28 protein-coding genes and 1 riboswitch are annotated in these 21,917 nt (G+C 46.2%); of the genes, 3 read left to right on the top strand and 25 right to left on the bottom strand.

From position 1 onward, the window contains the following. Window positions 1-28: 28 nt before the first annotated feature. The 19 genes from BLU47_RS14695 to BLU47_RS03985 form a co-directional block, all read right to left on the bottom strand. Complete coding sequence (locus BLU47_RS14695; protein WP_176780445.1) at window positions 29-136, bottom strand: smalltalk protein; 108 nt, start codon at window positions 134-136, stop codon at window positions 29-31. 147 nt (window positions 137-283) lie between these two features. Continuing rightward, entirely contained in the window at window positions 284-937 is a 654-nt protein-coding gene (locus tag BLU47_RS04055; protein ID WP_091958767.1) for an HU family DNA-binding protein, read from the bottom strand. A gap of 190 nt (window positions 938-1,127) precedes the next feature. After that, window positions 1,128-1,301, bottom strand: coding sequence for a DUF4248 domain-containing protein (locus BLU47_RS14485; protein WP_143025456.1), 174 nt, complete (start codon window positions 1,299-1,301; stop codon window positions 1,128-1,130). Further along, window positions 1,267-1,995 carry a hypothetical protein gene (locus BLU47_RS04050; protein ID WP_091958765.1) on the bottom strand — a complete coding sequence of 243 codons (729 nt, stop codon included), beginning with the start codon at window positions 1,993-1,995 and terminating at the stop codon, window positions 1,267-1,269. The genes BLU47_RS14485 and BLU47_RS04050 overlap by 35 nt, the downstream gene beginning before the upstream one ends. Then, entirely contained in the window at window positions 1,982-2,281 is a 300-nt protein-coding gene (locus BLU47_RS04045; RefSeq protein WP_143025455.1) for a protein kinase family protein, read from the bottom strand. Before BLU47_RS04045 ends, BLU47_RS04050 begins: the two co-directional genes overlap by 14 nt. A 22-nt stretch (window positions 2,282-2,303) precedes the next feature. After that, complete coding sequence (locus tag BLU47_RS04040) at window positions 2,304-2,789, bottom strand: HNH endonuclease signature motif containing protein (protein ID WP_218131533.1); 486 nt, start codon at window positions 2,787-2,789, stop codon at window positions 2,304-2,306. Between the two features lie 198 nt (window positions 2,790-2,987). Further along, window positions 2,988-3,302, bottom strand: a complete 315-nt coding sequence (locus BLU47_RS04035) for a hypothetical protein (protein ID WP_091958758.1) — start codon at window positions 3,300-3,302, stop codon at window positions 2,988-2,990. Further along, on the bottom strand, window positions 3,286-3,648 hold the full coding sequence (locus BLU47_RS04030) for an SH3 beta-barrel fold-containing protein (RefSeq protein ID WP_143025454.1): 363 nt from the start codon (window positions 3,646-3,648) through the stop codon (window positions 3,286-3,288). The genes BLU47_RS04035 and BLU47_RS04030 overlap by 17 nt, the downstream gene beginning before the upstream one ends. A 113-nt stretch (window positions 3,649-3,761) precedes the next feature. After that, window positions 3,762-4,163, bottom strand: a complete 402-nt coding sequence (locus tag BLU47_RS04025) for a hypothetical protein (RefSeq protein ID WP_091958753.1) — start codon at window positions 4,161-4,163, stop codon at window positions 3,762-3,764. A gap of 80 nt (window positions 4,164-4,243) precedes the next feature. Next, a complete protein-coding gene (locus BLU47_RS04020) occupies window positions 4,244-4,459 on the bottom strand; it encodes a hypothetical protein (RefSeq protein ID WP_091958751.1) in 216 nt (71 codons plus the stop codon). A gap of 135 nt (window positions 4,460-4,594) precedes the next feature. Continuing rightward, a complete protein-coding gene (locus BLU47_RS04015) occupies window positions 4,595-5,074 on the bottom strand; it encodes a hypothetical protein (protein ID WP_091958747.1) in 480 nt (159 codons plus the stop codon). A 3-nt stretch (window positions 5,075-5,077) separates the two neighbouring features. Further along, window positions 5,078-5,353: a hypothetical protein gene (locus tag BLU47_RS04010; RefSeq protein ID WP_091958744.1), complete on the bottom strand. Its 276-nt coding sequence runs from the start codon at window positions 5,351-5,353 to the stop codon at window positions 5,078-5,080. 70 nt (window positions 5,354-5,423) lie between these two features. Further along, the gene (locus tag BLU47_RS04005; protein ID WP_091958741.1) at window positions 5,424-6,344 is read right to left on the bottom strand and encodes a helix-turn-helix transcriptional regulator; all 921 of its coding nucleotides are present in this window, start codon (window positions 6,342-6,344) and stop codon (window positions 5,424-5,426) included. Window positions 6,345-6,778: 434 nt separating this feature from the next. Then, window positions 6,779-6,916: a hypothetical protein gene (locus BLU47_RS14690; RefSeq protein ID WP_176780444.1), complete on the bottom strand. Its 138-nt coding sequence runs from the start codon at window positions 6,914-6,916 to the stop codon at window positions 6,779-6,781. Between the two features lie 10 nt (window positions 6,917-6,926). After that, entirely contained in the window at window positions 6,927-7,784 is an 858-nt protein-coding gene (locus BLU47_RS04000) for a hypothetical protein (RefSeq protein ID WP_143025453.1), read from the bottom strand. A gap of 131 nt (window positions 7,785-7,915) precedes the next feature. Continuing rightward, window positions 7,916-8,047 (bottom strand): hypothetical protein, encoded by a 132-nt coding sequence (locus BLU47_RS15095; RefSeq protein WP_255402086.1) that lies wholly within the window; start codon window positions 8,045-8,047, stop codon window positions 7,916-7,918. Window positions 8,048-8,123: 76 nt separating this feature from the next. After that, window positions 8,124-11,081 (bottom strand): DNA methyltransferase, encoded by a 2,958-nt coding sequence (locus BLU47_RS03995; RefSeq protein ID WP_091958735.1) that lies wholly within the window; start codon window positions 11,079-11,081, stop codon window positions 8,124-8,126. Window positions 11,082-11,118: 37 nt separating this feature from the next. Next, window positions 11,119-12,114 carry an ORF6N domain-containing protein gene (locus tag BLU47_RS03990; RefSeq protein WP_091958732.1) on the bottom strand — a complete coding sequence of 332 codons (996 nt, stop codon included), beginning with the start codon at window positions 12,112-12,114 and terminating at the stop codon, window positions 11,119-11,121. 286 nt (window positions 12,115-12,400) lie between these two features. Further along, window positions 12,401-12,835 (bottom strand): flavodoxin family protein, encoded by a 435-nt coding sequence (locus BLU47_RS03985; protein ID WP_091958729.1) that lies wholly within the window; start codon window positions 12,833-12,835, stop codon window positions 12,401-12,403. 51 nt (window positions 12,836-12,886) lie between these two features. Then, window positions 12,887-13,101, bottom strand: a riboswitch (cobalamin riboswitch). Between the two features lie 246 nt (window positions 13,102-13,347). On the opposite strand from BLU47_RS03985, the gene BLU47_RS03980 reads away from it, so the two are divergent. The 3 genes from BLU47_RS03980 (at window position 13,348) to queC (ending at window position 15,507) form a co-directional block, all read left to right on the top strand. Next, entirely contained in the window at window positions 13,348-13,830 is a 483-nt protein-coding gene (locus BLU47_RS03980) for an energy transducer TonB (protein WP_143025452.1), read from the top strand. Window positions 13,831-13,899: 69 nt separating this feature from the next. Continuing rightward, the gene (locus BLU47_RS03975; RefSeq protein ID WP_143025451.1) at window positions 13,900-14,604 is read left to right on the top strand and encodes a carboxylesterase family protein; all 705 of its coding nucleotides are present in this window, start codon (window positions 13,900-13,902) and stop codon (window positions 14,602-14,604) included. A gap of 246 nt (window positions 14,605-14,850) precedes the next feature. After that, window positions 14,851-15,507, top strand: coding sequence for a 7-cyano-7-deazaguanine synthase QueC (gene queC, locus BLU47_RS03970; protein WP_091958721.1), 657 nt, complete (start codon window positions 14,851-14,853; stop codon window positions 15,505-15,507). Between the two features lie 15 nt (window positions 15,508-15,522). On the opposite strand, the gene BLU47_RS03965 is transcribed toward queC, so the two are convergent. From BLU47_RS03965 to BLU47_RS03940, 6 genes are all read right to left on the bottom strand, one after another. Continuing rightward, entirely contained in the window at window positions 15,523-16,233 is a 711-nt protein-coding gene (locus tag BLU47_RS03965) for a LytR/AlgR family response regulator transcription factor (protein WP_091958715.1), read from the bottom strand. After that, window positions 16,230-17,267, bottom strand: a complete 1,038-nt coding sequence (locus tag BLU47_RS03960) for a sensor histidine kinase (RefSeq protein WP_255402085.1) — start codon at window positions 17,265-17,267, stop codon at window positions 16,230-16,232. Before BLU47_RS03960 ends, BLU47_RS03965 begins: the two co-directional genes overlap by 4 nt. Next, window positions 17,260-18,477 carry an ABC transporter permease gene (locus tag BLU47_RS03955; RefSeq protein WP_091958712.1) on the bottom strand — a complete coding sequence of 406 codons (1,218 nt, stop codon included), beginning with the start codon at window positions 18,475-18,477 and terminating at the stop codon, window positions 17,260-17,262. The genes BLU47_RS03960 and BLU47_RS03955 overlap by 8 nt, the downstream gene beginning before the upstream one ends. 157 nt (window positions 18,478-18,634) lie before the next feature. Beyond that, window positions 18,635-19,387, bottom strand: coding sequence for an ABC transporter ATP-binding protein (locus BLU47_RS03950; protein WP_091958709.1), 753 nt, complete (start codon window positions 19,385-19,387; stop codon window positions 18,635-18,637). Between the two features lie 5 nt (window positions 19,388-19,392). Then, on the bottom strand, window positions 19,393-20,577 hold the full coding sequence (locus BLU47_RS03945; RefSeq protein ID WP_091958706.1) for an efflux RND transporter periplasmic adaptor subunit: 1,185 nt from the start codon (window positions 20,575-20,577) through the stop codon (window positions 19,393-19,395). 3 nt (window positions 20,578-20,580) lie between these two features. Next, window positions 20,581-21,915: a TolC family protein gene (locus BLU47_RS03940; protein ID WP_091958703.1), complete on the bottom strand. Its 1,335-nt coding sequence runs from the start codon at window positions 21,913-21,915 to the stop codon at window positions 20,581-20,583. Window positions 21,916-21,917 lie beyond the last annotated feature (2 nt).

The raw sequence follows: 21,917 nt of genomic DNA, 5'->3' as shown, positions 1-21,917 counted from the left end.
GTCAGCGGGACCTCCTCACTCTTACCTCTTAAAAAGGTCCGTGCCCCATGCAACTGGTTGTACCCAGTGCCGTCAGGAAAGCTGTCAGTATATTAACCACGAACTGCAAAATCATCTTCCACTTCTGATTCTTCATAGATTAAATATTAAAGATTCAATTCTTGATGTTTCACATCGAGCCTGCTCACGCTCGGCAAAACCCAAGCAAGCTTGGTTCTGCTCTCGCTTAATCGCAGCCTTCAATTCTTCAATTCTTCAATTCTTCAATTCTTCAATTCTTCACTTACCCTTCGTCCACGCCGTCTACGATGCTACCGCTGTCGCCGCCGCCCTGGTTATCGTTAGGGTTAGGGTTAGGGTTAACGTTATCGTTCCCGTTCCCGTTATCGTTAGGGTTAAGGTTAGGGTTATCGTTCCCGTTCCCGTTATCGTTCCCGTCGGTAGATTCCGAACCCGTGAGGCTCTTGACCAACGCCTTGGTCTTCGAGGTGAAGGCCAAGGAGGCATCGCGGTTCATCTTCTCGATGGTCGTCTCACCAGTAGCCTGCATGATGAACTTCACGGCACCCACGGCAAACTGCTGTGCAGCGATGTTCTCACGCAGCTCTTCCTCGGTGCGCTGAGCACCACGACCGGCAGAGACCTTCGCACCCTGCTCCAGCGTCAGACCGTTGGCGTCCACCGACACCTTGAAAAGGCCGAGGTCGTCAATCTTCACCACGTAGCCCAGCAGCGCCAGTTCCTTGATGCAGTCCACCATGTCGTTCAGCACACCAGTGATGATACCCTTCGAGAAGGCCGTGTTGTGGTGGTGCATATGGTTGGCGAGTTCGCGCAAACCCATGGTTCCCTTATACTCTACGCGAGCGTAGTACTTACCCAACGTACCCTGAATGGCGTCGTTGGTGTTCTTGGTCAAATTCAATTCTAATGCCATAATTCTTAAAATTTAATTTTTAATTTTCTCGTTGTTACTTTTGGAGTATTTGAAAATACTTTTGGACTATTCGAAATTACTCATGGATTATCCGGAATTCTCCACGGCTCTTTCTTAATTCCAATTGCAAAATTACTACATTGTGCAAGTGCGTTGTCCGTTTCTGTCAGTTTCTGTCCGTTTTTGTCACTTAAATGCAGAATTTGTCAGTTAAAAAGGCAACGATTTTAGGCGGCATCAGCTTCATTCGGGGCTTCCAACCCATCTTGACGAGCTCTTTGTGGTAGGGTTTGCACCATCGGTTGAATGTCCGTACGCTGACTCCAGCCTCACGTGCCAGTTCCGATTTCAGCATTGCTTTCATTTCTCTCCTTCATTTTCAAGTATTCTTCGTAACTGACAGCACTGGCTTTCCGTTCCGCTATCTCCTGCTCCAGCCGTGCGTTGTTGTCGTCACGCTCAGCAGTCAGCTCCGGCTCCTTCTGCTGCTTGCCTTTGGCCTTTGCCAGACGAAGGGCGGCGGTCTCCTTGGATAACGTATATTCGCTTTTCGACCATGCTCGCAGTTGACTGTCGATGTCGAAGCAACGCTTTCCTTCGAAAAGCCGCTTGCCGGTCTTTTTGTCCACCTGCTTCCAATGATAGTAGAAATCCTCTACAAGCTCCTGACCGTACTGTCCCACATGCCGCAGGCACTCTTTCCGAAAACCTTCAAGAACTGCATCGCCTGTGGCGGTGTTCTGTTCTGTTTGTTTCTCGTCTTTTTCTTTCACCTCCGTCTCTCTTTCTTTATAAGAGGGGTGCAGGGGGGATTTTTCTTTGTCTCTTTTTCTTTTTCGCTCTTTTAAGAAGCCTGTGAGGCGATATGAATTCTTGAATATGCGGTACCAGAATCCCGCCTTGTTCTTCTCCGAGGAAGTCATGTAGCGGTAGATGTCCATGGCGACGTACAGGTGGTACAGCAGCAGACGGACCGACGGCTCCTTGTAGTCCGTTGTCAGCCCCCTGTCATCCAGCAGATGACCGATGCTGCGCTTCATCTCATCAATGTTCATCATCGTTCCAAAGTTCACGTATCACACTATCCAATATCTGTTTCACCTCGGTGTCCAGCTTGCCGACCGTTCTATCCAACTGCTTGTTGCGGTATAGGAATTCGAACACCACGTAAGCGCACTCCCAATAGGAAAGCCTCGTCAACAATGGCATCTGTTGCACATTCTCCAGAAGTGCGATGTAGTGTTTCAATCGTCTCAGTGCCGCCCTGCGCTCGCACTGACTTTCAAGGCCCTTCAGAGCCTTCTTCAAACGACACAAAAGTCCTTGTGTACTTGCTGTCTTCATTTCTTTCATCATGTAAAAATATTTATTTAAATCTTCTACCAATTAATGTCAAGTGGAAAAAAGCCTCATAGGGGTTATAAAGGAAAAAATATTTTTGATGGCTTTTTATTTTAAAACCAGCATGATTAGGTGCCACCCCCGGCAACCCCGTTTTCGCATTCGGCTTCCACGGGTACAGCATATTCAGATTGTTCTCACTGCCGCTCACTTCCCGCAGGTTCTCTATGCGGTTGTCATGCTTGTCGCCGTTGATGTGGTCAATCTGCTGCGTAGGCCAACAGCCCTTGCAGAGCGCCCAGACGGTATGGTGCAGAAGAACAAAAACCTGTCGCTTGTCCAAACTGCAAAGCACGCATAAGTAACCCCGTCTACCACGCTTCTTACCCCTTATCGCCCGCCCATAGCGGCTGCTGGTCAGCCTGCCAGTGGCAGCATCGTAAGTGTAATTCTTTTTCATGCGCATCAGCAGCTCCTGCATCTGCGCTTCCGTCAAATTTTTCTTGTTCACTTTTTAAATTAAATATTAAAGATTAAAAATGAAATTCTTTGCGAGCCGCTCGGCGACGAAGGAGACGCTTGTACATTCAAGAAAGCGACCAAAGGTCGAGCGCGCTTCGCTCAGATTTAGAGGTGAGAGAAATCTGTATAATCTGCGTAATCTGCGGTCTATTACTTCAATTCTTCAATCCTTCAACTCTTCAATTCTTCAATTCTTAACTTCTTCCCAATTCTCACAGTCGATGCGCAAGTCGGCTAAGTCTACTTTCGCACACCTTCGCCGGCCCTCGCTCAACAGCTGCTTGCAGATCTGCTCGCAACACCGGATAATCTCCAGTGGTGACCGCTGCTGCTCCGCAAACAACTCTTCCAGGTCACAGTCCGGCTCAACAGACGACGAATACTCATAGCGTCCCGTCGTTGCGTCGTAGTCGCGCTCCACGCACTCATGCACAGCGTCCGTAAACACGCTCGTCGTCTTCGTCAGCGTCTGCCTTACCGTTACTTCAAATTCGTTCTCCATATTCTTTAATCATCACTACTAGGTTTCTTACGTGTAAGCTCCGGAACTCCTCTTTATCAAGGTCGAAATACACGATGATGCCGTAGTCCCTCTGCCCAACGTCAGGCCTGTCCTTATACGCATAGTTGTCGAACGCCTCGCTGATGCCGTGACACAGCGTGCCACGCGCCTGTCGCAACTCCCCGTTCGTTTTCAGATACTCAAACCGCACTTCGCCTTTGCCCAACTGCTCCAGCAGATGAAAGGCCTTTGCAGCCTGCTCGAACGCATGCTTGCGCTCCAATCCCTCGTCCATTATTAGCCGGTTGGCGCATTCAAACACCCATCTATTTCCCAGCCGTCGCAATATTTCTTCGCCGCTCATATTCTAAATCATATTTTCTTAATTCTTCGCTCGAGCTCCGCTCGCTTGGCTCTGCCAAGAACTCTTCAATTCTTCAATTCTTCAATTCTTAACTCTTATTTCTCACCTCTGAGAAAATTCACTCCGAATTTTCTCATCGTTTCGTAAATCTCATGCGCCGTGAGCACCGTACCCGTTTCCATCTGCGCCATAGCACAGCCCAGGCGAACGTAATCCGCTGTCGTGCTGAGCCACGTCGTCTCCGACTTGTACACCCGCTCCCGACAATATTTGATATACGCCTGCGTGTTGTTCTCACTGGGCGGTGCAAAGCGCGTGATGATGGCACGTACCGTGGCACAGCGGTGCTTCTGCCGATACGTGCGCATCAGTACGATCCATGCCCGTATGCCATACTCACGCGACTCAAACTCCACGAAGCCCTTGTTGGCTCCCGTCTCACCCTTCCAAGCCTTAGGGCCCTTCCGGATATTAAAAATATTATTCTTTGCAATCATAACTTTTTTTTTAGTGGTGAGTGGTTAGAGGTTAGAGTTAAGAGAAATCTGTATAATCTGCGTAATCTGCGGTTCATTTCTTAACTCTCTTCAAATATTGAAGTCTTCAAGTCCTCCTGCGTCGCGAACACCTCGCTCTCATACTTGTTCAGTGAATCCTTCTGAAAGCCATACATGATACTCATAGAATCCTTGTACACGAAGAAAGTAATGTTCTTCACCTCGTCACATTTCGCCTTACCATTGTTCAGAAAGAAAACCTTCTGACCAATCTGATACTTGTTGTTTACTTCCATAACTTTTTCTTTTTTGTTCTTACTTGTTATTACTTGTTGAAAGCGCTTTCTGGGTGCGAAAGTAAAAACAAAAAAAAAGCCCCAGCAGTGCTGGAGCGATTTGGTAATGATTTGGTAATGATTTGGTAATTGCTGCTAAATCTTTACCTTTGGAAGTACGGCTTTTCCCAACTCAGTAAGCAATGCAAAAACAACTTCTCTGCATTGGATAAAATACTCTTTCTCAGAGTTGCTTGGCTTTATTTTATCCATATATCGTGGATTCTCATTCATAAAAGACATAGAAGCAATTCTCCGGAAATTGTTCTGATCACATGGGTACTCCAATTCACTTAAAGACAGGTCTTTTACTTTTTCACAAAAGTCCGTTACATTTGACGGATAGTTACAGTACCACCGCAAACACCAATAGACGCCAGCCCATTTCTGCTTTGAATTAAGGATTTTCCCCGTACCATTAATCGCTATAATAGCCTGTGCTACCTGTTCGTCAGAATAGCCACCCTGTTCCGTAGAACCACCTATATTCACGGGTCCGTTAAAAGTAATCTCTTTTGCAATGAAGTTCCCGGGACTATTTACATTGATAGTAAATCCGTCATTATTTTCTGCCATAACTTATATCTTTATTTCCTTACCAACGATATTTCCTGGACTATTCACGTTTATTGACTTGATTTCCCCTGTATATTTGTTCAAGATATTCAAAGTAAGATATACATTTCCTTCGCATAAATCCTGAACATTAATATATAGGTTGTTCACATGGACAAAACGCCGTTTACGATTCATCTTTCGGATTAATTTTCTTGCGCTTTTTTTGATTTTCGGGTCACCTATTTTCTTAGTGACCCAACGTTGACTGCCAGGCAGTTCTTCAGTAATTTTTTTCATTTTGTGGTTTTGTTGTTATTGTTTACAAATTTTCCCACAAAAGTAATATAGGGGGTGTTGCAAAAAACGCCTACACCTCTCCACTTTCTTCATTTTCTTTGTAAAGTTTAACACTTTCGGCATGTTTCGTCCATATTTTAGCCACTACAGACTCCGGTTCCAACACCTTCAGCCTGTCTCCACGCTCCATCAGTTTCCCAATAAAATCCCACGAAGGGCGCAGCTTGAATCTGAAGTCAGCCCAGTCTTCACCCTGCTTCACTTCTCGCTGGCTTCCATGAAGAGGCAAGTCGCGCAGATAGTTCACCTCCGTTCCAAAAGCCCTGATAAGGATATCCTCCACTTCCAAAGTCTCGTCTTTCATCACTCCGTAACAGTCTTTCAGATAATCCGTCACCGTCAGCGAACTGTCCATCAGAAATTCCAAGCCTGTATTCCGCACCCGTTTCATCCTGTCAAGAGCCAAGGTAATCACTGGTCTTGAATCAGAAGGTCCTATCAGATACCACCGCTGATGATACAACTTCAGGAAATAAGGCTGAACCGAATAGTGGCTCACCCTGTCCCTTCCGTATGCCTGATAACTGATGTGCAGTATCTGGTTTTTTTTCATGACTTGGACGATGTCTTTCAAGAATCTTTCCGACGACGGAATATTCTCAACGCCAATTCTGTCCTTGATGTCCGTACATTCACCGATAGCATAGTTTACAGCCAATGTGGATAACATCCAGTTCTCAATACTATCCTTCCTGAATATCTCTGGATTCTTGATATAATAGCCGTGTTTGTTGTTGTATTCTATAGTGACATGGAAAATCTCTTCTATTTCGTTCCTATATCTGAAAAACTTGCTACGATCCAGTCCAACTCCCTCATTTACCTTATCCTTTATCCATAGGACATTAATATCACTAAGCGTCATAGGTCCGTTGTCGCGTATGGTTGTTATCAGCCATACGTAAGCCTTATACATTAGGTTCTGTCTCATCTTTCTGTTTGTTTGTTGGAAATAAAAAAGACGTGAACTCCCAATGATATGACAATCCCCTTCGGCCTGCAACAGCCTCCACGTTGTCGAATACCACCACAGCCCACGTCTCTATGATCGTGAGCAAGCGGCCTTCGTCTTCGTGGATTTCGTTTTGAAGTTGCAGTTCGAAGGGGAAATCCGAAAAACCTCTGGCTCTTATTTCCGCAATTTTAATTATTGTTTGTGCAAAGGTAAGAAAAAATTCCGACTAAGCACTATGTTTTACTTTTTTTATTTATCACTGACTGACCAGTCTCTTTCAACAGCAAAAGTAGCTTTGGGAACATTTTGGGAACAACAAACCCACTGATAATCAATATCACTATTGAAAATCAGTGGGTTTATATATTACGTTGTCAATCTTGATAAGATGTTTCAATCAACAATTTTTATTAGCGACCATGCTTCATAATAAACAAATACGCATAAGCTCCGAATAATAACAATAATGAACCGGCGCCACTGACAAGAGCCCACACAACAAAGGCAATTAATCCTATAGTGAGAATACCTTGCAGAATTGCTTTCATCTATACTAATTTAATATAGGTCTTTAACGTCTATGACATTACCACTGAAATCCAAATGGAATAGTTGATTTGTTACGACATTACCTCCAAAACCATTCTTTGCCTTGTATTTGTGTCGAACATAGAATCCATCTTCTTTTCGTTTGACTTCGCTCCATTCTATGCTTTCGTAACTGTCTGGGTCTCGAAGAGTTCGCTCTAAATAATCTTCAACCTGCTTAACACCACCATTCCACTTGTTATTTTTAACCTCAGCTGTTGGAATCGTTGTTGGAGATGAGTAAGAAGATGTTTCCCTTTCTTCATCCTCTACTGAAGCCCAAACTGGTTGGTTCATGCATTGAATCATCAAAGGGGAACTACTCTCAGTCGGACATAACAGTTCAAGAATTAGATTTTCTTTTACCCAAACATGCGTGTTGAATGAATAATGAATTTCGGACGAACACACATAGTCTGACTTGTCCTTCAATTTTTCTTTATAATATGAACGAATATTGTCTATATCGTTGGAAGTAAGTTTTACAAGTTTGCTTTTGTAAACCTTTCCCTTAATCCATATTTCATAGTAGCATAATTTCCCTTCATTAAATCTAACTTTATAGATTTCGCCAGCATACGTGTTATTGCCAAATTTCCATTCGTAATATGTCTCATAGCCATATTCTTTCGGATTTAAATGGTTGAGCGCTTCATTCCATTCGTCTTTGTTCATATCAAATCGGAATCCTTCAGGAGTATTCAATTCCGTTATAGTAGCATTAGATGCATTACTTCGAATATCCCAATATTTGTCAAAATCTGATTTACATGCTGACATTAACAAAATTGTCAAAAAAAGACAAATGTATCTTATGTTCTTTTCCATAACATATTATTTTATTACATTAGTAAGCTTGTTGTTAACTTTAAGTACCTATTTCCTTTTTGGTGGAATTGTAGGCTCTGGTTGTACTTTTACCTTTGGTAATTCTCTTTGATTCTTATTATCTGCCATAACTATTTTTTAGGTTTGGGTTTTGGATCTTCCGTCATATTAAGCTCTTCTGCTTTTTTATTATTAGATGAGCAAGCAAATAAAAATGGTAATACCATAATAATCATCATGCTCCAAATCTTCAGTTGTTTCATAGCGTTATTATTGTTTAGTTTAATAATATTTTTCATCAGTCATCAGTTGACAAACCTGTCCCTATGATTTTTTGTATTATTTTTGATTTATATTTTTTCTCTTACTCACCCTTCTGGTTCTTTTCTTATTATCAGCCAACTTAGCCAAACGTACACTCTCACGAAGAAGAATCATTGCAATTTCTTCATCTGACATATTAGGACGGATACCAAGATACGCATAAGCTGCAAATACAGCCTTATCATTAGCGTCATGAGCGTCAGTTAAATCCGGAGGCGTAAGTCCTCGCTCATATTCGTACAATTGTTTAAGGCTGCTATTAGGATGATTATTTCGTGCTGTAATTATACCTTGAGCAGACTTTACTATTTTTTCTTTTATTGATTCCTGTACATTATCGGGCCATGGGAAATTATTATAAACTATTTCAATAGAATAATCTAGTCTATCTTCTAATCGACCACAAACCAACCTTACCCATGCCATATGTACTCTAGATGACAATATTCCAAAATGGAATGGCGTAACATTAGTCATTAGCCGAACCTTATTACTACACATAATATCAGGAGTCATGTAACCAAAGGGGATGTATTTACGCCGTTCAGATGAAACCTCTGGTATAATTAGGTAGTCTGATTCAGGCATGTTTTCAACATGGAAACGTGTTGGTTTTGAGGCGAGCAACCTCGTTTGTTCGCTATCGCTTTCAAGTCTTTTTTTTACCACAGCTTCAACCCTCTTCTTGCAATGAGGCATTCTATCAATTTCATCAGGTTCACAATCACCTAACCACAAACAATAACGAGGAATTCCAGATAAGAATTCATCTGCCCCATACCATTTATGAAAATAGGAAGCACTAAGTGGCTCAATGGCGATAAAAGCATCCTTTTGTTCCTTTGTAAACAAATAATTACCTCCATCTATTGGTTTATTGCCAATCCCAATAATTGGCACATCACATACAGGTTTCTTTCTATTAACATTTAAAAATAGCGAATCACCCGATATCAAATAATTATTTATACGTTGGCACAATTTCGGTGATTCATTTTCCTTAAATATCACACAAGTTTGAGTGTTTGCACGCCTTGAACAATAGAATCCAATTATCACACATGAAACTTGTGCTTTTTTCTTTGCTTCGTTAAACCATTTAAATGTTCTCCAAGCGAATGATATGTTTACACCATAATACTGCATTAAGGGTTTCCATAGATTTACAGCGTGTTCACCTTGCACAATACTATTTGTTGACACCAGAGCAGCCTGGATTAAAGGAAATCCTTGCATATATTGAGCCGCCTTTGCATACCATGCGCATACGAAGTCAAGGTCTCCGACATGATTCCAAACAGGGTGTCCATTCTTGTCCAATTCGCTCATGACAGCTTTCATCGCAAGTTTCTTCTGCTCTTTCTCTTCTGGTGTATCATTTCCTCCTCGAGCTCCTTTAAATGGAGGATTCCCTATAATAAAAATTGGAGTTGACCTCTTTCGTTTTAAAACTTCATTCCAATCTGTATAAAGTGCATCTGCACATTGGATATTGTTATTTTTCTCCAAAGGAAGTATATCCGGATTGCAATTTAATTTCATTTTTGTTTCTTTCAACAATTGGCAATCAGCTATCCACAAAGATGCACGGGCAACCGATGCTGCGAAATGGTCAATCTCAATCCCAAAAAATTGTCCCATTCTTACATAACATGGGTTCTCATTACCAAACCTCAGGCCATGCCTGAATTTTAATTCTGATTCTATCGCCTGAAGTTCCAGCTGATGCAGAGCTTTATAAGTTTCTGTGAGGAAGTTACCACTTCCACATGCTGGGTCAAGAAAACGAAGGCCTGAAAGTTTCTTGCGATAGTTCTCGAGTGCTGAATACTTTACATCTTTATCTCCTTCTGTTTCAATAGGATATTTTATTATTTCATTCAACTCTGTTGTTAAATCTTCTAAGAATAATGGATTTATTGCACGCCTGATGTTCTCAGGGGTTGTGTAATGCATACCACCAGAATCACGTACTTTCATATCAACAGTACTCTCAAAAATGCAGCCAAAGTTTGTCGGTGAAATTTCTTCCCAACTAAAAATTTCCCCATTATCCATCTTCAAATTATCAGCATTTAGAAGTATGTTTCGTGCTGCTTCGTTTATTTCTGGTGTCTTGTAATCTACCTTTTTATCAAATAAACCGCCATTTACCCACGGAAAGTTTCGGATTGTTTTCCCTACAAATGCAGATAAATTTTTTCTTTCTTTGTCATTACTATCTAGCCAAACAAATAATGCATCAAATCTATCACTCATTTCATCAGCAGGCGTCTTTTCTATGAAAAGGCTAAATTGTTCATCTCCAAACAAACCTGCATCTTCAGCATATAAACAGAAAACAGCACGTACACAAAACATATTGAGCCATTGTAATTCTTGCTTAGTCCATTTTTGCTTGCTATCAAAGATAGCGTTGTACAGGTTTTGAATATATTCACTTGCTCTACTGGCTACTTTCTCTTCTCGGTTAGGGTCGACATAGCCTTCGGGTTTATACGGCTCAACAAGAAATCTGAGCTCTTTCCATCTTTTTGGCAGCTCTTCTAATTTAATAGTTTTAATCTCCGCATTTTTATTATATGAGTCCCATATCTTAAACTCAGAAAAGTTGCATGCAATAGCATAACGCCCAGATTTATCTTTGTCCATTTTCTCATGGTAGAACTGCACTTGCTCAATGGGAGAACCTCCTTTAGTTTTTTCTTCCTTCTCAAGATCAACTCCACGGTTTTTTTGCTCAATAACAACCTTTGATGTTTTTAAAAGGATATCCATCCTTTTTGTCGATTTTGCTACTTTGACTTTTTGTTGAGGCAGTATTTCTTTTCTTGCTTTGGGCACACCAAATACGTCTTCAAGCAAGTCCTCCCAAAATTCTTGGTAGTCCTCTATTTCATGTCCACGGTTCATCCAATTTTTTACAAATTGCCGTGCTGCTTCTTTTCTGTCTGATACTTTTTGGATATCCATAAGTCTCTACTTTTTGTACTCAATTGTACTTTATACTTCACAAGTTTCTATTCAACAGTCCCAGTACCGTTTCTGGTGTTGCTGTCAGTTTCGTGACAGCACACAGCCCATTACCCATGTCTTTCACACTTGCGCCAAGCAGATAGACTGTATCATCGATAATAAGGAAACGATCATGGTTCTTGTGTGGCAACTGCACGAACTTCACTTCCTCATATTGCGTATTGTGCTTCTCCAAATCGGTCAGGAAGTCCTTTGTAAAGCGTGAGTGTATAGTGGCCGAAACACCCTTTCCGCGTTTTATCAACAATGAAAGCACGCGATCATCAACAAAGTTGTCAATCAACTCAATCCTTTGCTGAGCACTTCTCACCAACTCTGACATATATGACCATGCATCCCATACGCAACCCGTCTTAAAAATCTGCTCTGGCAAGAGTTTAGACGAATCATCGTTCATCTTTGTGAGGATATGCTCTATCTTCTCGTCAGTTTCCAACTGATGCTGTTCTATATGAAGGACCTTTTGAAACATTAAAGCATTGTTCTCCATGATTTGATGGGCAGCAGTAAACACTCGCATGATACGGATATTCATTTCTATGGCCGTATCAGAGCCCAGCACGCTACTCAGCATGCCTATACCTTCGCGCGTGAAAGCATAAGGGAGTTTTCTTGTTCCTCCCCAACTTGATGTCGCAATTTGCGACTTCAAGATTCCATTCGATTGATTATCAGATTGTTTTGCGGTCGCAATTTGCGACTTCAAGATGTTCCACTCCTCTTTGGTAAGCTGGAACATAAAATCATCTGGGAAACGCTTTATATTACGTTTTACCTGCTCATTAAGACGTTTGTTCTGAACCCCATAGAGCATGGCCAAGTCGAAGTCAACCATTACCTTTTGGCCACGAATGGTGCGGATAAAACTTTCGATATTTATGTTTCTGCGGTCGAAATTTTCGACCGCATCTACGGACTGGCCACAATTTGTGACTGGTTCTGGACTCTCTATTGATTTCTTCTTTGCCATTTTTTTAGTTATTGCTAGCTCACAGCCTTATAAGCCCTATGTCCTGCGTGCTTCATAAGCGTGGGTTAGTAAAATATTTCCATGCAAAGTTATAAATTTTTCTCTACATCTACAAGAATTCCCCCATTTTTTACTCGTTTTGAGAAAAAATAGGGGAGAGCTGAAAAAAACAGAGGTTAACAGCCTATGACTTGTGGTTATAGTACCTGATGAGCAGGGCTACGCCAGCAAAAGTCACGACGAATTCGAGGGTTACGATGAATATGTACTGCATAACGGTAATGTTTTATAAGTTAGGTGAAATGGCACAGATCCAATTCTCTAAAGTGTCAGAGCGACCAGAGGTCGGGTGATTGAGATTGTGCGTCGGAGCATCTGCATAGAGATAGTTGCCAACGATATGCGCTCCGTTCTTCCTAAGCTCACTACAGAAAGCTTCGGCGTAGATGCTATTGTCGTGTCTATTGCCGAGTGCTACCATCACAGCGAGGTTCTTGCCACTCAGACTGGCGCCACGGAATAGTTGACTGGCATACTGCCAGTGGGGTGACAGATTTCCACCATCCTGAAACTCGATGGCAAGGACGAGACTCTGGCTGTTCTCGATCTGCCTGACGTTCATACTTTGGACGCTGACGGTCTCAGCACCCAACTTGTCGGCTATCTCTTCAGCGATAGCCTGACAGCTGTCGTACACGACGACGATTGATTCATGTTTCATAATCCCACAAAAATGTTTATTGTACCTCACGCCCTTACATCGAGGGTCGTTTGGCGTATTACCGAAAAAGGCTGGTCTTCAGACTTTCCTCCACTCCCAAGCGCCTTCTCGGGCAAATGCCCAATGGCGAAAACACGATTAAGCAAAACTTAATGGCGTTAATGCTTAGGAGCCATAATGGAGTTCACTGCTGCGGGACAGTCGGAGATTTTCACTCCAGTTCCCAATTAAGCACAGCTAAGTGCACCTTTACGGGCGACTCTTTTCAGAATCACAATGCAAAGTTATAAATTTTTCTCTACATCTACAAGAATTCCCCCATTTTTTACTCGTTTTTAGAAAAAATAGGGGAGAGCTATGTGACACAATAGGGTCCATAAAGGACACGGCGGGACCCTCTGTGTCTAAGAAAAGCAAGTTTGACACAGCTTTTGAAGGAGAATCCGTTGAAAATTTGTACCTTTGCAGACAGATAAATCGGGAATTATCACAAAGCAAACAATACAAGAATTATGAGAAGATTATTTTTAACTATTTCACTGGCTACCATCTCATTGGGAATGATGGCACAAGACATTACTGTTATGCACACAGATAGCGCTGTTACTGTTCCTGCTGACAGAACTAATCCGGAGTTCAAAGGTGGGCAAAAGGCGCTCGCAAATTTTCTTTCTAAGAATCTGAGATACCCTGATGCCGCAGCTGATTATGGCGTGGAGGGAAGTGTTGTAATGACATTTGTCGTTGGTGTGGACGGCTCTTTGTCTAACATCTCAGCCCACGATTGCAAAATTGAGCGTTTCAACACGACCAAGTTCTCACAGGAAGCCGAAAGCCGTCAAAAGGAATTGAAAAAACAGTTTGCCCTATTGTTTGCAAAAGAGGGTGCCCGCGTCATTCGCAAGATGCCGAAATGGACTCCAGGAACACTCAACGGAAAAGCTGTGCGCGTAAAATTCGACCTGCGCATTAGTTTTATTGACCCAAATAAGTGAACACCAGAAAATCCTCGTACCCTTGCTTCTAATTAACGAAACTGTTAAATCGGAATTTACGCCTCAGTTATGAAAAGATATATAGTATTACTCACAGCCCTTGTCATTAGTCATTTTGCAATGGCTCAGGATTTCAAGCCGATGGAGCATAATGGGCTGCTCTATCAAGAATTGGTTTTCTGTAATGACGTAAAGGGCAAGATTCCTTTGGTCATCTACCTTCATGGCAGACATGCCAGTGGAAACGACAATCAGAAGCAACTGTCTCAGGCTGGTGTCCAAGAGATAGACAAATACCTACGGAAGAACGCTATTCCAGCCTACTTTCTTGTTCCACAATGTCCAGAGGACTATGAGTGGGACGGACGGAACGGCAATTCTGGCTACACAGACAAAGTGGTGGATTTGATAACCTTTTATCTGAAGACAAAAGATATTGATATGAACAGGATTTATATATGCGGCGCATCTATGGGTGCATGTGGCACATGGAAAATCTTGAAGGATAATCCCAAACTATTTGCAGCTGCTTTAATCGCTTCAGGTCAGGCCCAACATGAAAAGCCTTCTGACTATACGGACACCCTTTTATATGTGACTGTAGGCTCGGAAGAAAGGAGTTATAATGCCCTGAAATGGTTAACTACAGAAATCCGCAAAGCAGGAGGAAACGTAAAGTTTGACGTTCTGTTTGGGCAGAAACATCGCAATGCGTGTGACAATGCTTTTTCGACAAAAAGAATAAAGTGGCTGTTTTCACAAGTGAGAGATTAGGTAAATTCCAATTTACCGAACAGAATAAGCGAGGCCACTTGGCTTCGCTTATTGAGTATTTTATGTAGAGGTTTCCTGCGCGCGGGGACAGAGACCCTCTGTGTCGCGATAAGATTTATTGGTTCCAGGACAAGATTTATAGGTTTTCAGACAAGAATTATAACAAATCTCAAAAATCTTTGGCTTTCCTCCACGCTTAATAGAAAATTTGCACTACCTTTGTAACCCCAAACGTATAGAAGTGATATGGAAAAAGATTCGGTATTGATATTAAGCGGTGGCGTGGATTCCGTCACGCTGTTGTATGATGAGCAGGAGCGCATAGCACTGGCCATCTCGTTTGACTATGGTTCGAAGCATAATGCTCGGGAGATTCCGTTTGCGCGGTTGCATTGCGAGCGGTTGGGCATCAGGCATATCACGATACCCTTGGACTTTATGACAAAGTACTTTGTCAGTTCGTTGCTGGAGGGTGGGGAAGAGATTCCCGAGGGACATTATGCCGACGAGAACATGAAGTCGACGGTGGTGCCTTTCCGCAATGGTATCATGCTCTCGATTGCCGTGGGTATTGCGGAGTCGAACGGGTTGAAATACGTGATGATGGCTAATCACGGAGGCGACCACACGATTTATCCGGACTGTACGCCGGCGTTTGTCAAGGCGTTCGACGAGGCCGCCGCAGCAGGCACCTTCGTGAACGTCCGTCTGCGCTCGCCCTATACCAATATCACCAAGGCTGACATTGCAGCCAGAGGCAAGGCGCTGGGCATTAACTATGCGGAGACGTGGTCGTGTTACAAAGGAGGTGCCAAGCACTGTGGAAAGTGTGGCACCTGTGTGGAGCGTCGTGAGGCTTTTGCATTGGCAGGCATCGACGACACGACGGAATATGAGGACTGATACGACGGGGGATGACTACACCAGCGTGTGCTGGTCGAAGTATTCCATCACGTCGTCCTTGTAAGAGTCGGAGATGGGCAGGAACTCGGAGCCGAACACGATGCGGAAACGGTCTATCTGCTCTACGCGCGACATGTGGACGATGTAGCTGCGGTGTGTGCGCAGGAATTCCGGACGCGGAAGGTATTCCTCCAGTTTCTTCATGCTCATGAGTGACATCAGCTTCTGTCCGTCTTGCAGATAGATGCGCACATAGTCCTTGAGACCTTCGATGTAGAGAATGTCGTCGAGGGAAACCCTTACCAGTTTGTATTCGCTTTTGACGAAGATGAAGCGGTCGTGCTCGCACGCCTGTTGCCGCTGTGCGGTGTTGAAGGTGTCGAGTGCCTTGTTGGCGGCTCGCAGGAAGTCGTCGTAGGAAATCGGCTTTAGCAGGTAGTCGAGTGCGGACACCTTATAGCCTTCGATGGCGTATTGCTGGAAGGCTGTGGTGAAGATGACCTTGGTCTCCTTGGGCAGAATCTTGGCAAACTCGGTACCTGAGAGTTCGGGCATCTGGATATCGAGGAACAGCAGTTGTACGGGGTGTTCGCGGAGTTCCCGCATGGCCTCGATAGCTGAGCCGTAGGTGCCAGTGAGATGGAGGAAGGGTGTCTTCTCGGCATAGCTCTTGAGCAGTCCGGCAGCCAGCGGCTCGTCGTCGATAATTGCGCAGTTGATGGTCATGATTGTATTGTGATTTTAGAGTGATATACTTTTCCGTCGTCGCTGAGGTTGCGTTCCCATTGGTAGCGTCCGGGATAGGCCAGTTCCAGGCGGCGCTCCACCTGTTGCAGTCCCACGCCGTGTCCGCTGTGGTCCTGTGCGGTCTTGGGGTGGTTGGTGTTCTCAATGTCGCAGGTGATGCGGTGCTCGTCGGCCTCGATGCGGATGTGGATATATGAGGGCTCCGTGGGACTGATGCCGTGCTTGAAGGCATTCTCCACCAGCGAGATGAACAGCATCGGAGCCACCTCCGTCTGTGGGTTGGGAATGGAGAACTGTGCCGTGATGTCTACCGACTCTGGAATGCGGATGCGCATCAGTTTGACATAGTCTTCAATGAATGCCACCTCATCTTTCAGCGCCACCATGGGCTGCTGGTAGTCGTAGAGGATATGGCGCAGCATCCGTGACAGTTCCTGGATGACCTCCTGAGCTTTTGCCGTGTCGAAAGCCGTCAGCGCGTAGATGTTATTTAGCGTGTTCAGCAGGAAGTGCGGGTTGATTTGCGAGCGCAGGTTGCTCAGCTCAGCCTGTGCCCTTGCCGTCTCAGCATCCCGTCGTGCCGCTTCCGCCTTCTGCCATCGCATGGCGAGGGCGAGCGCCGTAGCAATGGCGGCAGCAATGGTGAGGTTGAAGACGTCGCGAAGGATGAACAGCAGCGTGTCGATGACCGAAGGCTCATAGCGATGCATGCGGGCGCCCGTGTCGAACAGACTGTGGGTGAACGCCATCCAGTAGTGCATGACGACTCCCAGTGCCACGACCATGACGATGTTACTCAACCAATAGTAGCGATGTCTGCCCGTAGCGAAATAGCGCGGTGTGAGCCACAGGTAGTCTGCATAGAAGACAACCATCATCAAGACGGTACTCATGCATATCATGAGGTAGTGGGTCACGTTGATGCTGCCCCCGCGACTGAGGAAGGTCAGGGGCAACAGGAACAGGACCGCCCAAACGGCGGCGTGTATCAGTAGCTCGATGCGCTTATTCATGACGGATAGCTTCTATTGGGTCCATATTGGCAGCCTTTTGGGCAGGAATGTAGCCGAAGAGCATGCCGATGAACACACAGACGAGGAACGAGACATAGATGCTCCATGCGGGTACGCTGCTCGGCATGCCGAAAGACGAGAGGAAGGTGCTGACACCAACGCCCACCATGACGCCCAGCAGTCCGCCAGTGACACTGATGAGCACCGACTCGATGAGGAACTGCAGCGAGATGACAGGACCTGTGGCACCTACAGCCATGCGCAGTCCGATCTCCTTGGTGCGCTCCGTCACCGATACCAGCATAATGTTCATGATGCCGATGCCTGCCACGAGCAGCGAGAAGGCAGCAGCCACAACGAGGATGATGGTCACCGTGTCCATAGTCGACGACATCGTCTCCATCATCTCTGCCTGTGAGCGGATGGTGAAGTCGTCTACGGCCTCGCCTTTCAACTTGTGGTTGTCACGCAACATCTGCGTCAGTTCCTCAATGGCGGCATCCGACAGTTCCTCGGTGATAGCCGAGCAGACGATACTTGAGAACCACGTCTGGGCAGCAATGCGCTTCATAACGGTGGTGTAGGGAGCAATGATGACATTGTCCTGGTCCATGCCCCACGAGTTGTAGCCCTTTGCCTTGAGCACGCCGATGACGCGGATGGGGATGCTCTTGAATCGGATGGTCTTACCCACAGGGTCAGCATCCTCGCCGAAGAGTTCCTTGGCTACCGTCTTTCCGATGACGCACACCTTGGCGGCTTTCTTGATGTCTTCGTCGGTGAAGCACTCGCCGTCTTCTATCGTCCACTGCTTGATGTCCAGGTAGTCCGTAGACTCGCCGTACATCGAACTGGTGGTATTGTTGTTGCCGTAGATGGCTTGTCCGCTGGAGGTCACCTCAGGCGATACCTTCGTGACGAATTTCTTTTCGCGGAGGATGCGCTCGTAGTCAGCCATCTTCAGCGTCTGCATGGCCGACGGGTCCTGACGCACACCGCCTCGCATGTCAGCTCCCGGACGGATGGTCAGCAGGTTGGTGCCCATGGTAGACAGTTCCTTGCGGATGCTCTCCTTCGAGCCTTGACCGATTGCCATCATGATAATGACCGCAGCCACACCGATGATGATACCGAGCATCGACAGGAACGAGCGCATCTTGTTGTTGGCAACAGCCTTGATGCTTACTTTAAATAGGTTTGTAATATTCATAAAGACTCTCCCCCGTCCCCTCCCTGTGAGGGAGGGGCGTAATTACTTTGGGGGCTCCTTTTTATTGATTATTCATTAATTATATTATCTCTTTAATATCAACTCTCTTACCATCTACTCCCCTCCCTCACAGGGAGGGGGTGGGGGAGGGTCTTTCCTAATCATCTACTGGGGCGGGTAGCTTGGCCAGCGCTTCAGCTGCCGACTTGATGTTGGTGTTGATGGTGTCCTCGCGAATCTTTCCGTCGCGCAAGTTGATGTTGCGACTGCTGTATTCAGCAATCTCGGGGTTGTGCGTCACGAAGATGATGGTGTGGCCTTGGTGGTATAGTTCCTGGAATAGTACCAGCATCTCGAACGAGGTGCGCGTGTCGAGGTTACCCGTTGCCTCGTCGGCCAACAGCACGGCAGGGTCGTTGACCAGTGCACGGGCTATAGCCACACGCTGCATCTGACCACCGGACATCTGGTTGGACTTGTGCTGCAGACGGTCACCCAGTCCTACGGCTTGCAGTGCCTTGATAGCCTTTTGCCGGCGCTCGGCAGCCGACACCTCCGAGTTGTACATCAGAGGCAGTTCCACATTCTCCACCGCTGTTGTCTTAGCCAGCAGGTTGTAGTTCTGGAAGACGAAGCCAATCTTGCGGTTGCGCAGACGGGCACGCTGCGTCTTCGACATGGAACGCACGGAGATGCCGTCGAGGAAATACTCACCCGAGGTAGGCGTGTCCAAACAACCCAACTGGTTGAGCAGTGTCGACTTGCCCGATCCGGAGGTGCCCTGAATGGTGACGAACTCACCTTCGTATATCTTGAACGACACACCGCGCAGCGCCTTCACCGTTTCAGAACCGACCTGGAAGTATCGCTTGACGTCCTGCAGTTCTATCACTACTTTTCTGTCATCCATGAGTCTTATTTCTTTTGTTGGTTGTTCTGTCGGTTGTTTCGCGGACGCGGCATGAAGGGATTGCTGGCCTGGTTCTGCTGAGGAGCCTCGCCACCGCTGATGTTGAAGTCGACGAGAATCTCAGTGCCCTCTTTGACACCGCTCACAATTTCCGTCATCATGCCATTGCTGACACCAGTCTCCACGCGGTGAGCCTTGAAGGTGTTGCCCTCCAGGGTCCATACCTTGGCGGGAGCTTCCACGTCGGCAATCTGCTGATCACCCTTCAAGAGCGCCTCGTTGGGGGTGAAGCGCAGCGCTTTCGAGGGAAGTGCCAAGATGTTGTCCTTCTCCATGGTGAAGATGGTGACGTTGGCGGTCAGACCGGGCTTCAGTTTCAAGTCGTTGTTGGGTGCAGAGATGACAACCTCGTAGGTCACCACATTGCTCGACGTGGTCGCTTGCTGACGAACCTGTGTCACCGAGCCTTCGAATTTGTCGTCGGGGAAAGCGTCAACGGTGAACGAAACGCGCTGGCCTTCCTTCACACCACCGATGTCGGCCTCGTCAATATCGGCAATCACACGCATATTGGTCAGGTCCTGGGCGATGGTGAACAGTTCCGGGGTGTTGAAAGAGGCAGCAACCGTCTGTCCTTCCTCTACTGATTTCGACAGGACAACACCGTCAATAGGACTGGTAATGGTAGCATAGCCAAGATTGGTCTCCGCCTTGCGCACGCTCTCCTGAGAGGATGCTACCGACTGGCGGGCTTTCTCGTAGTTCAACCGGTTGCTCTCGAACTCGTCGGCGCTGACCAGTCCTTTCTCGTACAGCGTCTTGTATCTGTTGTAGTTGGCGCGCTGATAGTTCAGCGTGCTCTGTGCCGACGACAGGTCGGCGCGCGAGCGGTTCAGTTCGCTGATGAGGTTGGTCTTGTCCAGTTCGGCGATGACCTGTCCTTTCTTGACGACGGAGTTGTAGTCAACGTACAGGTGTGCCACGATACCGCTGACCTGTGTGCCGACGGTGACGGAAGTCACGGGTTCGATAGTTCCTGTAGCGGTAATACTGGTGTGGATGCTCTGACGCTCCACCTTGGCTGTTTCAAACTCCACTTTCTCTTCTTTCTTGCCTCCTGAATGTAACCAGGCAACGAGGACTACGATGGCTAAGGCACCGACGCCCATCCAAATTTTCTTGTTCTTCATATCTTATATTGTCATAGTTTCACCTTGATAGAATCTGAGCAGTTGCTGGTTGAGAATGGTGAGATACTTCGACTGCAACTTGTTCTGCTGAGCCTTCAGCAGCGAGGTCTTGCCGGTCATCAGCTCTACGTTGTTCTTCAGTCCCAGGTTGAACTGTTCCTGCAGCAGGTCGTAGCTCTGCTGTTCGCTCTCTACGGTCGCGCTGGCAGCACGGAACTTCTGCTGGTTGGTCTGGGCGTCGAGCCAGAAGCCCTCAATGGTGGCGTAGAGCTTCTTCTGCTTGTCCTGCTGGTCCAGCAGCGCCAGTTCGCGTTGAATGTTCGCTTTGTTGACAGCCGTCTTGGCCTTTCGCTGGTCGAAAATGGGAATGCTTACGCCAATACCTGCTGAGGCGTCGAAGTTGGTCTGTACCTGCTGACCCCATTCCTTTGAGTTGTTCGATGATGTGCTGGTACCAAACCCTCCTGTCAAACTAATGGTTGGCAGATGACCAGCCTTGGCTATCTTCAGCTGTACCTCGCTGGCTTTCAATGCCAGTTCGGTGTTCTTGATCTCTGGGCGTAGCAACAGCGCCTGCTCATAGACATCAGTCATTGCGGGAATAGTGGTTAGCGCCTGCTGGTCGTTGGCTGCCGTGACATCAATGTCGAAACTTTGGTCGCCTGTAATCTCCAACTGCTGCTTCAGTTGAAGCTTGTAGTTGGCAAGGGTGCTCTCTGCCTGCACAAGGTCGTATTCTGCAGTGGCACGCTGGGCAGACAACTGTGCCAGGTCGGCTTTCGACATCTTGCCGACCTCAACCAACTCGCGCCCGCGTTCCTCGTTCCTCTGACTGGTTTCCAGACTTTGTCTGCAGACGTCGATAGCTTCTGTCTGATAGAGTATCTGAACGTATAGCTGGGCAATCTTCTCCTGAATGGTGTTAGCAGTCTGCTCCACGGTGAGCTCGGCTTGTTGTTCACTCAGCTTGTTGGCCTTCACCTGGTTGTGGTTCTGGTTGCCGTTCCATACGGTCCATGAGGCATTAAGACCATAAGTGCCATTATAATAGGTCTTGTGTACACTGGTGTTCACCGTACCGTTGTTCACCGTCGAGATGCTCGTGTTGAGCCAGGGCTTATAGCCAAGGCTCTGGTTCGTTGAGCCCGACAGCGAAGGAAACAGGGCGGCCTGCGACTGTTTGCGCGTCTCGGTAGTCGTCTGTTTGTTCAGTTGTGACTGCTTCAGCGTGATGTTGTTCTGCATGGCATAGTCAATGCAATCCCTGAGTGTCCACTTCTGCTGAGCTGTCACAGTCAGGGTTGTCATTGCTGCCAAAATCAATAATCCTTTCTTCATAT

Source organism: Prevotella sp. tc2-28 (assembly GCF_900107705.1).
In the GTDB taxonomy this organism is placed as follows: Bacteria; Bacteroidota; Bacteroidia; order Bacteroidales; family Bacteroidaceae; genus Prevotella.
Note: the sequence above shows the minus strand (reverse complement) of the source record. Positions and strands in the feature narration are given on the sequence as shown.

Excerpts from the sequence above, each read along its gene's own strand:
- BLU47_RS14695 (WP_176780445.1), bottom strand. The coding sequence starts at position 136 with ATGAAGAATCAGAAGTGGAAGATGATTTTGCAGTTCGTGGTTAATATA.
- BLU47_RS04055 (WP_091958767.1), bottom strand. The coding sequence starts at position 937 with ATGGCATTAGAATTGAATTTGACCAAGAACACCAACGACGCCATTCAG.
- BLU47_RS14485 (WP_143025456.1), bottom strand. The coding sequence starts at position 1,301 with ATGAAAGCAATGCTGAAATCGGAACTGGCACGTGAGGCTGGAGTCAGC.
- BLU47_RS04050 (WP_091958765.1), bottom strand. The coding sequence starts at position 1,995 with ATGATGAACATTGATGAGATGAAGCGCAGCATCGGTCATCTGCTGGAT.
- BLU47_RS04045 (WP_143025455.1), bottom strand. The coding sequence starts at position 2,281 with ATGAAGACAGCAAGTACACAAGGACTTTTGTGTCGTTTGAAGAAGGCT.
- BLU47_RS04035 (WP_091958758.1), bottom strand. The coding sequence starts at position 3,302 with ATGGAGAACGAATTTGAAGTAACGGTAAGGCAGACGCTGACGAAGACG.
- BLU47_RS04025 (WP_091958753.1), bottom strand. The coding sequence starts at position 4,163 with ATGATTGCAAAGAATAATATTTTTAATATCCGGAAGGGCCCTAAGGCT.
- BLU47_RS04020 (WP_091958751.1), bottom strand. The coding sequence starts at position 4,459 with ATGGAAGTAAACAACAAGTATCAGATTGGTCAGAAGGTTTTCTTTCTG.
- BLU47_RS04015 (WP_091958747.1), bottom strand. The coding sequence starts at position 5,074 with ATGGCAGAAAATAATGACGGATTTACTATCAATGTAAATAGTCCCGGG.
- BLU47_RS04010 (WP_091958744.1), bottom strand. The coding sequence starts at position 5,353 with ATGAAAAAAATTACTGAAGAACTGCCTGGCAGTCAACGTTGGGTCACT.
- BLU47_RS04005 (WP_091958741.1), bottom strand. The coding sequence starts at position 6,344 with ATGAGACAGAACCTAATGTATAAGGCTTACGTATGGCTGATAACAACC.
- BLU47_RS14690 (WP_176780444.1), bottom strand. The coding sequence starts at position 6,916 with ATGAAAGCAATTCTGCAAGGTATTCTCACTATAGGATTAATTGCCTTT.
- BLU47_RS04000 (WP_143025453.1), bottom strand. The coding sequence starts at position 7,784 with ATGGAAAAGAACATAAGATACATTTGTCTTTTTTTGACAATTTTGTTA.
- BLU47_RS15095 (WP_255402086.1), bottom strand. The coding sequence starts at position 8,047 with ATGAAACAACTGAAGATTTGGAGCATGATGATTATTATGGTATTACCA.
- BLU47_RS03995 (WP_091958735.1), bottom strand. The coding sequence starts at position 11,081 with ATGGATATCCAAAAAGTATCAGACAGAAAAGAAGCAGCACGGCAATTT.
- BLU47_RS03990 (WP_091958732.1), bottom strand. The coding sequence starts at position 12,114 with ATGGCAAAGAAGAAATCAATAGAGAGTCCAGAACCAGTCACAAATTGT.
- BLU47_RS03985 (WP_091958729.1), bottom strand. The coding sequence starts at position 12,835 with ATGAAACATGAATCAATCGTCGTCGTGTACGACAGCTGTCAGGCTATC.
- BLU47_RS03980 (WP_143025452.1), top strand. The coding sequence starts at position 13,348 with ATGAGAAGATTATTTTTAACTATTTCACTGGCTACCATCTCATTGGGA.
- BLU47_RS03975 (WP_143025451.1), top strand. The coding sequence starts at position 13,900 with ATGAAAAGATATATAGTATTACTCACAGCCCTTGTCATTAGTCATTTT.
- queC (WP_091958721.1), top strand. The coding sequence starts at position 14,851 with ATGGAAAAAGATTCGGTATTGATATTAAGCGGTGGCGTGGATTCCGTC.
- BLU47_RS03965 (WP_091958715.1), bottom strand. The coding sequence starts at position 16,233 with ATGACCATCAACTGCGCAATTATCGACGACGAGCCGCTGGCTGCCGGA.
- BLU47_RS03960 (WP_255402085.1), bottom strand. The coding sequence starts at position 17,267 with ATGAATAAGCGCATCGAGCTACTGATACACGCCGCCGTTTGGGCGGTC.
- BLU47_RS03955 (WP_091958712.1), bottom strand. The coding sequence starts at position 18,477 with ATGAATATTACAAACCTATTTAAAGTAAGCATCAAGGCTGTTGCCAAC.
- BLU47_RS03950 (WP_091958709.1), bottom strand. The coding sequence starts at position 19,387 with ATGGATGACAGAAAAGTAGTGATAGAACTGCAGGACGTCAAGCGATAC.
- BLU47_RS03945 (WP_091958706.1), bottom strand. The coding sequence starts at position 20,577 with ATGAAGAACAAGAAAATTTGGATGGGCGTCGGTGCCTTAGCCATCGTA.
- BLU47_RS03940 (WP_091958703.1), bottom strand. The coding sequence starts at position 21,915 with ATGAAGAAAGGATTATTGATTTTGGCAGCAATGACAACCCTGACTGTG.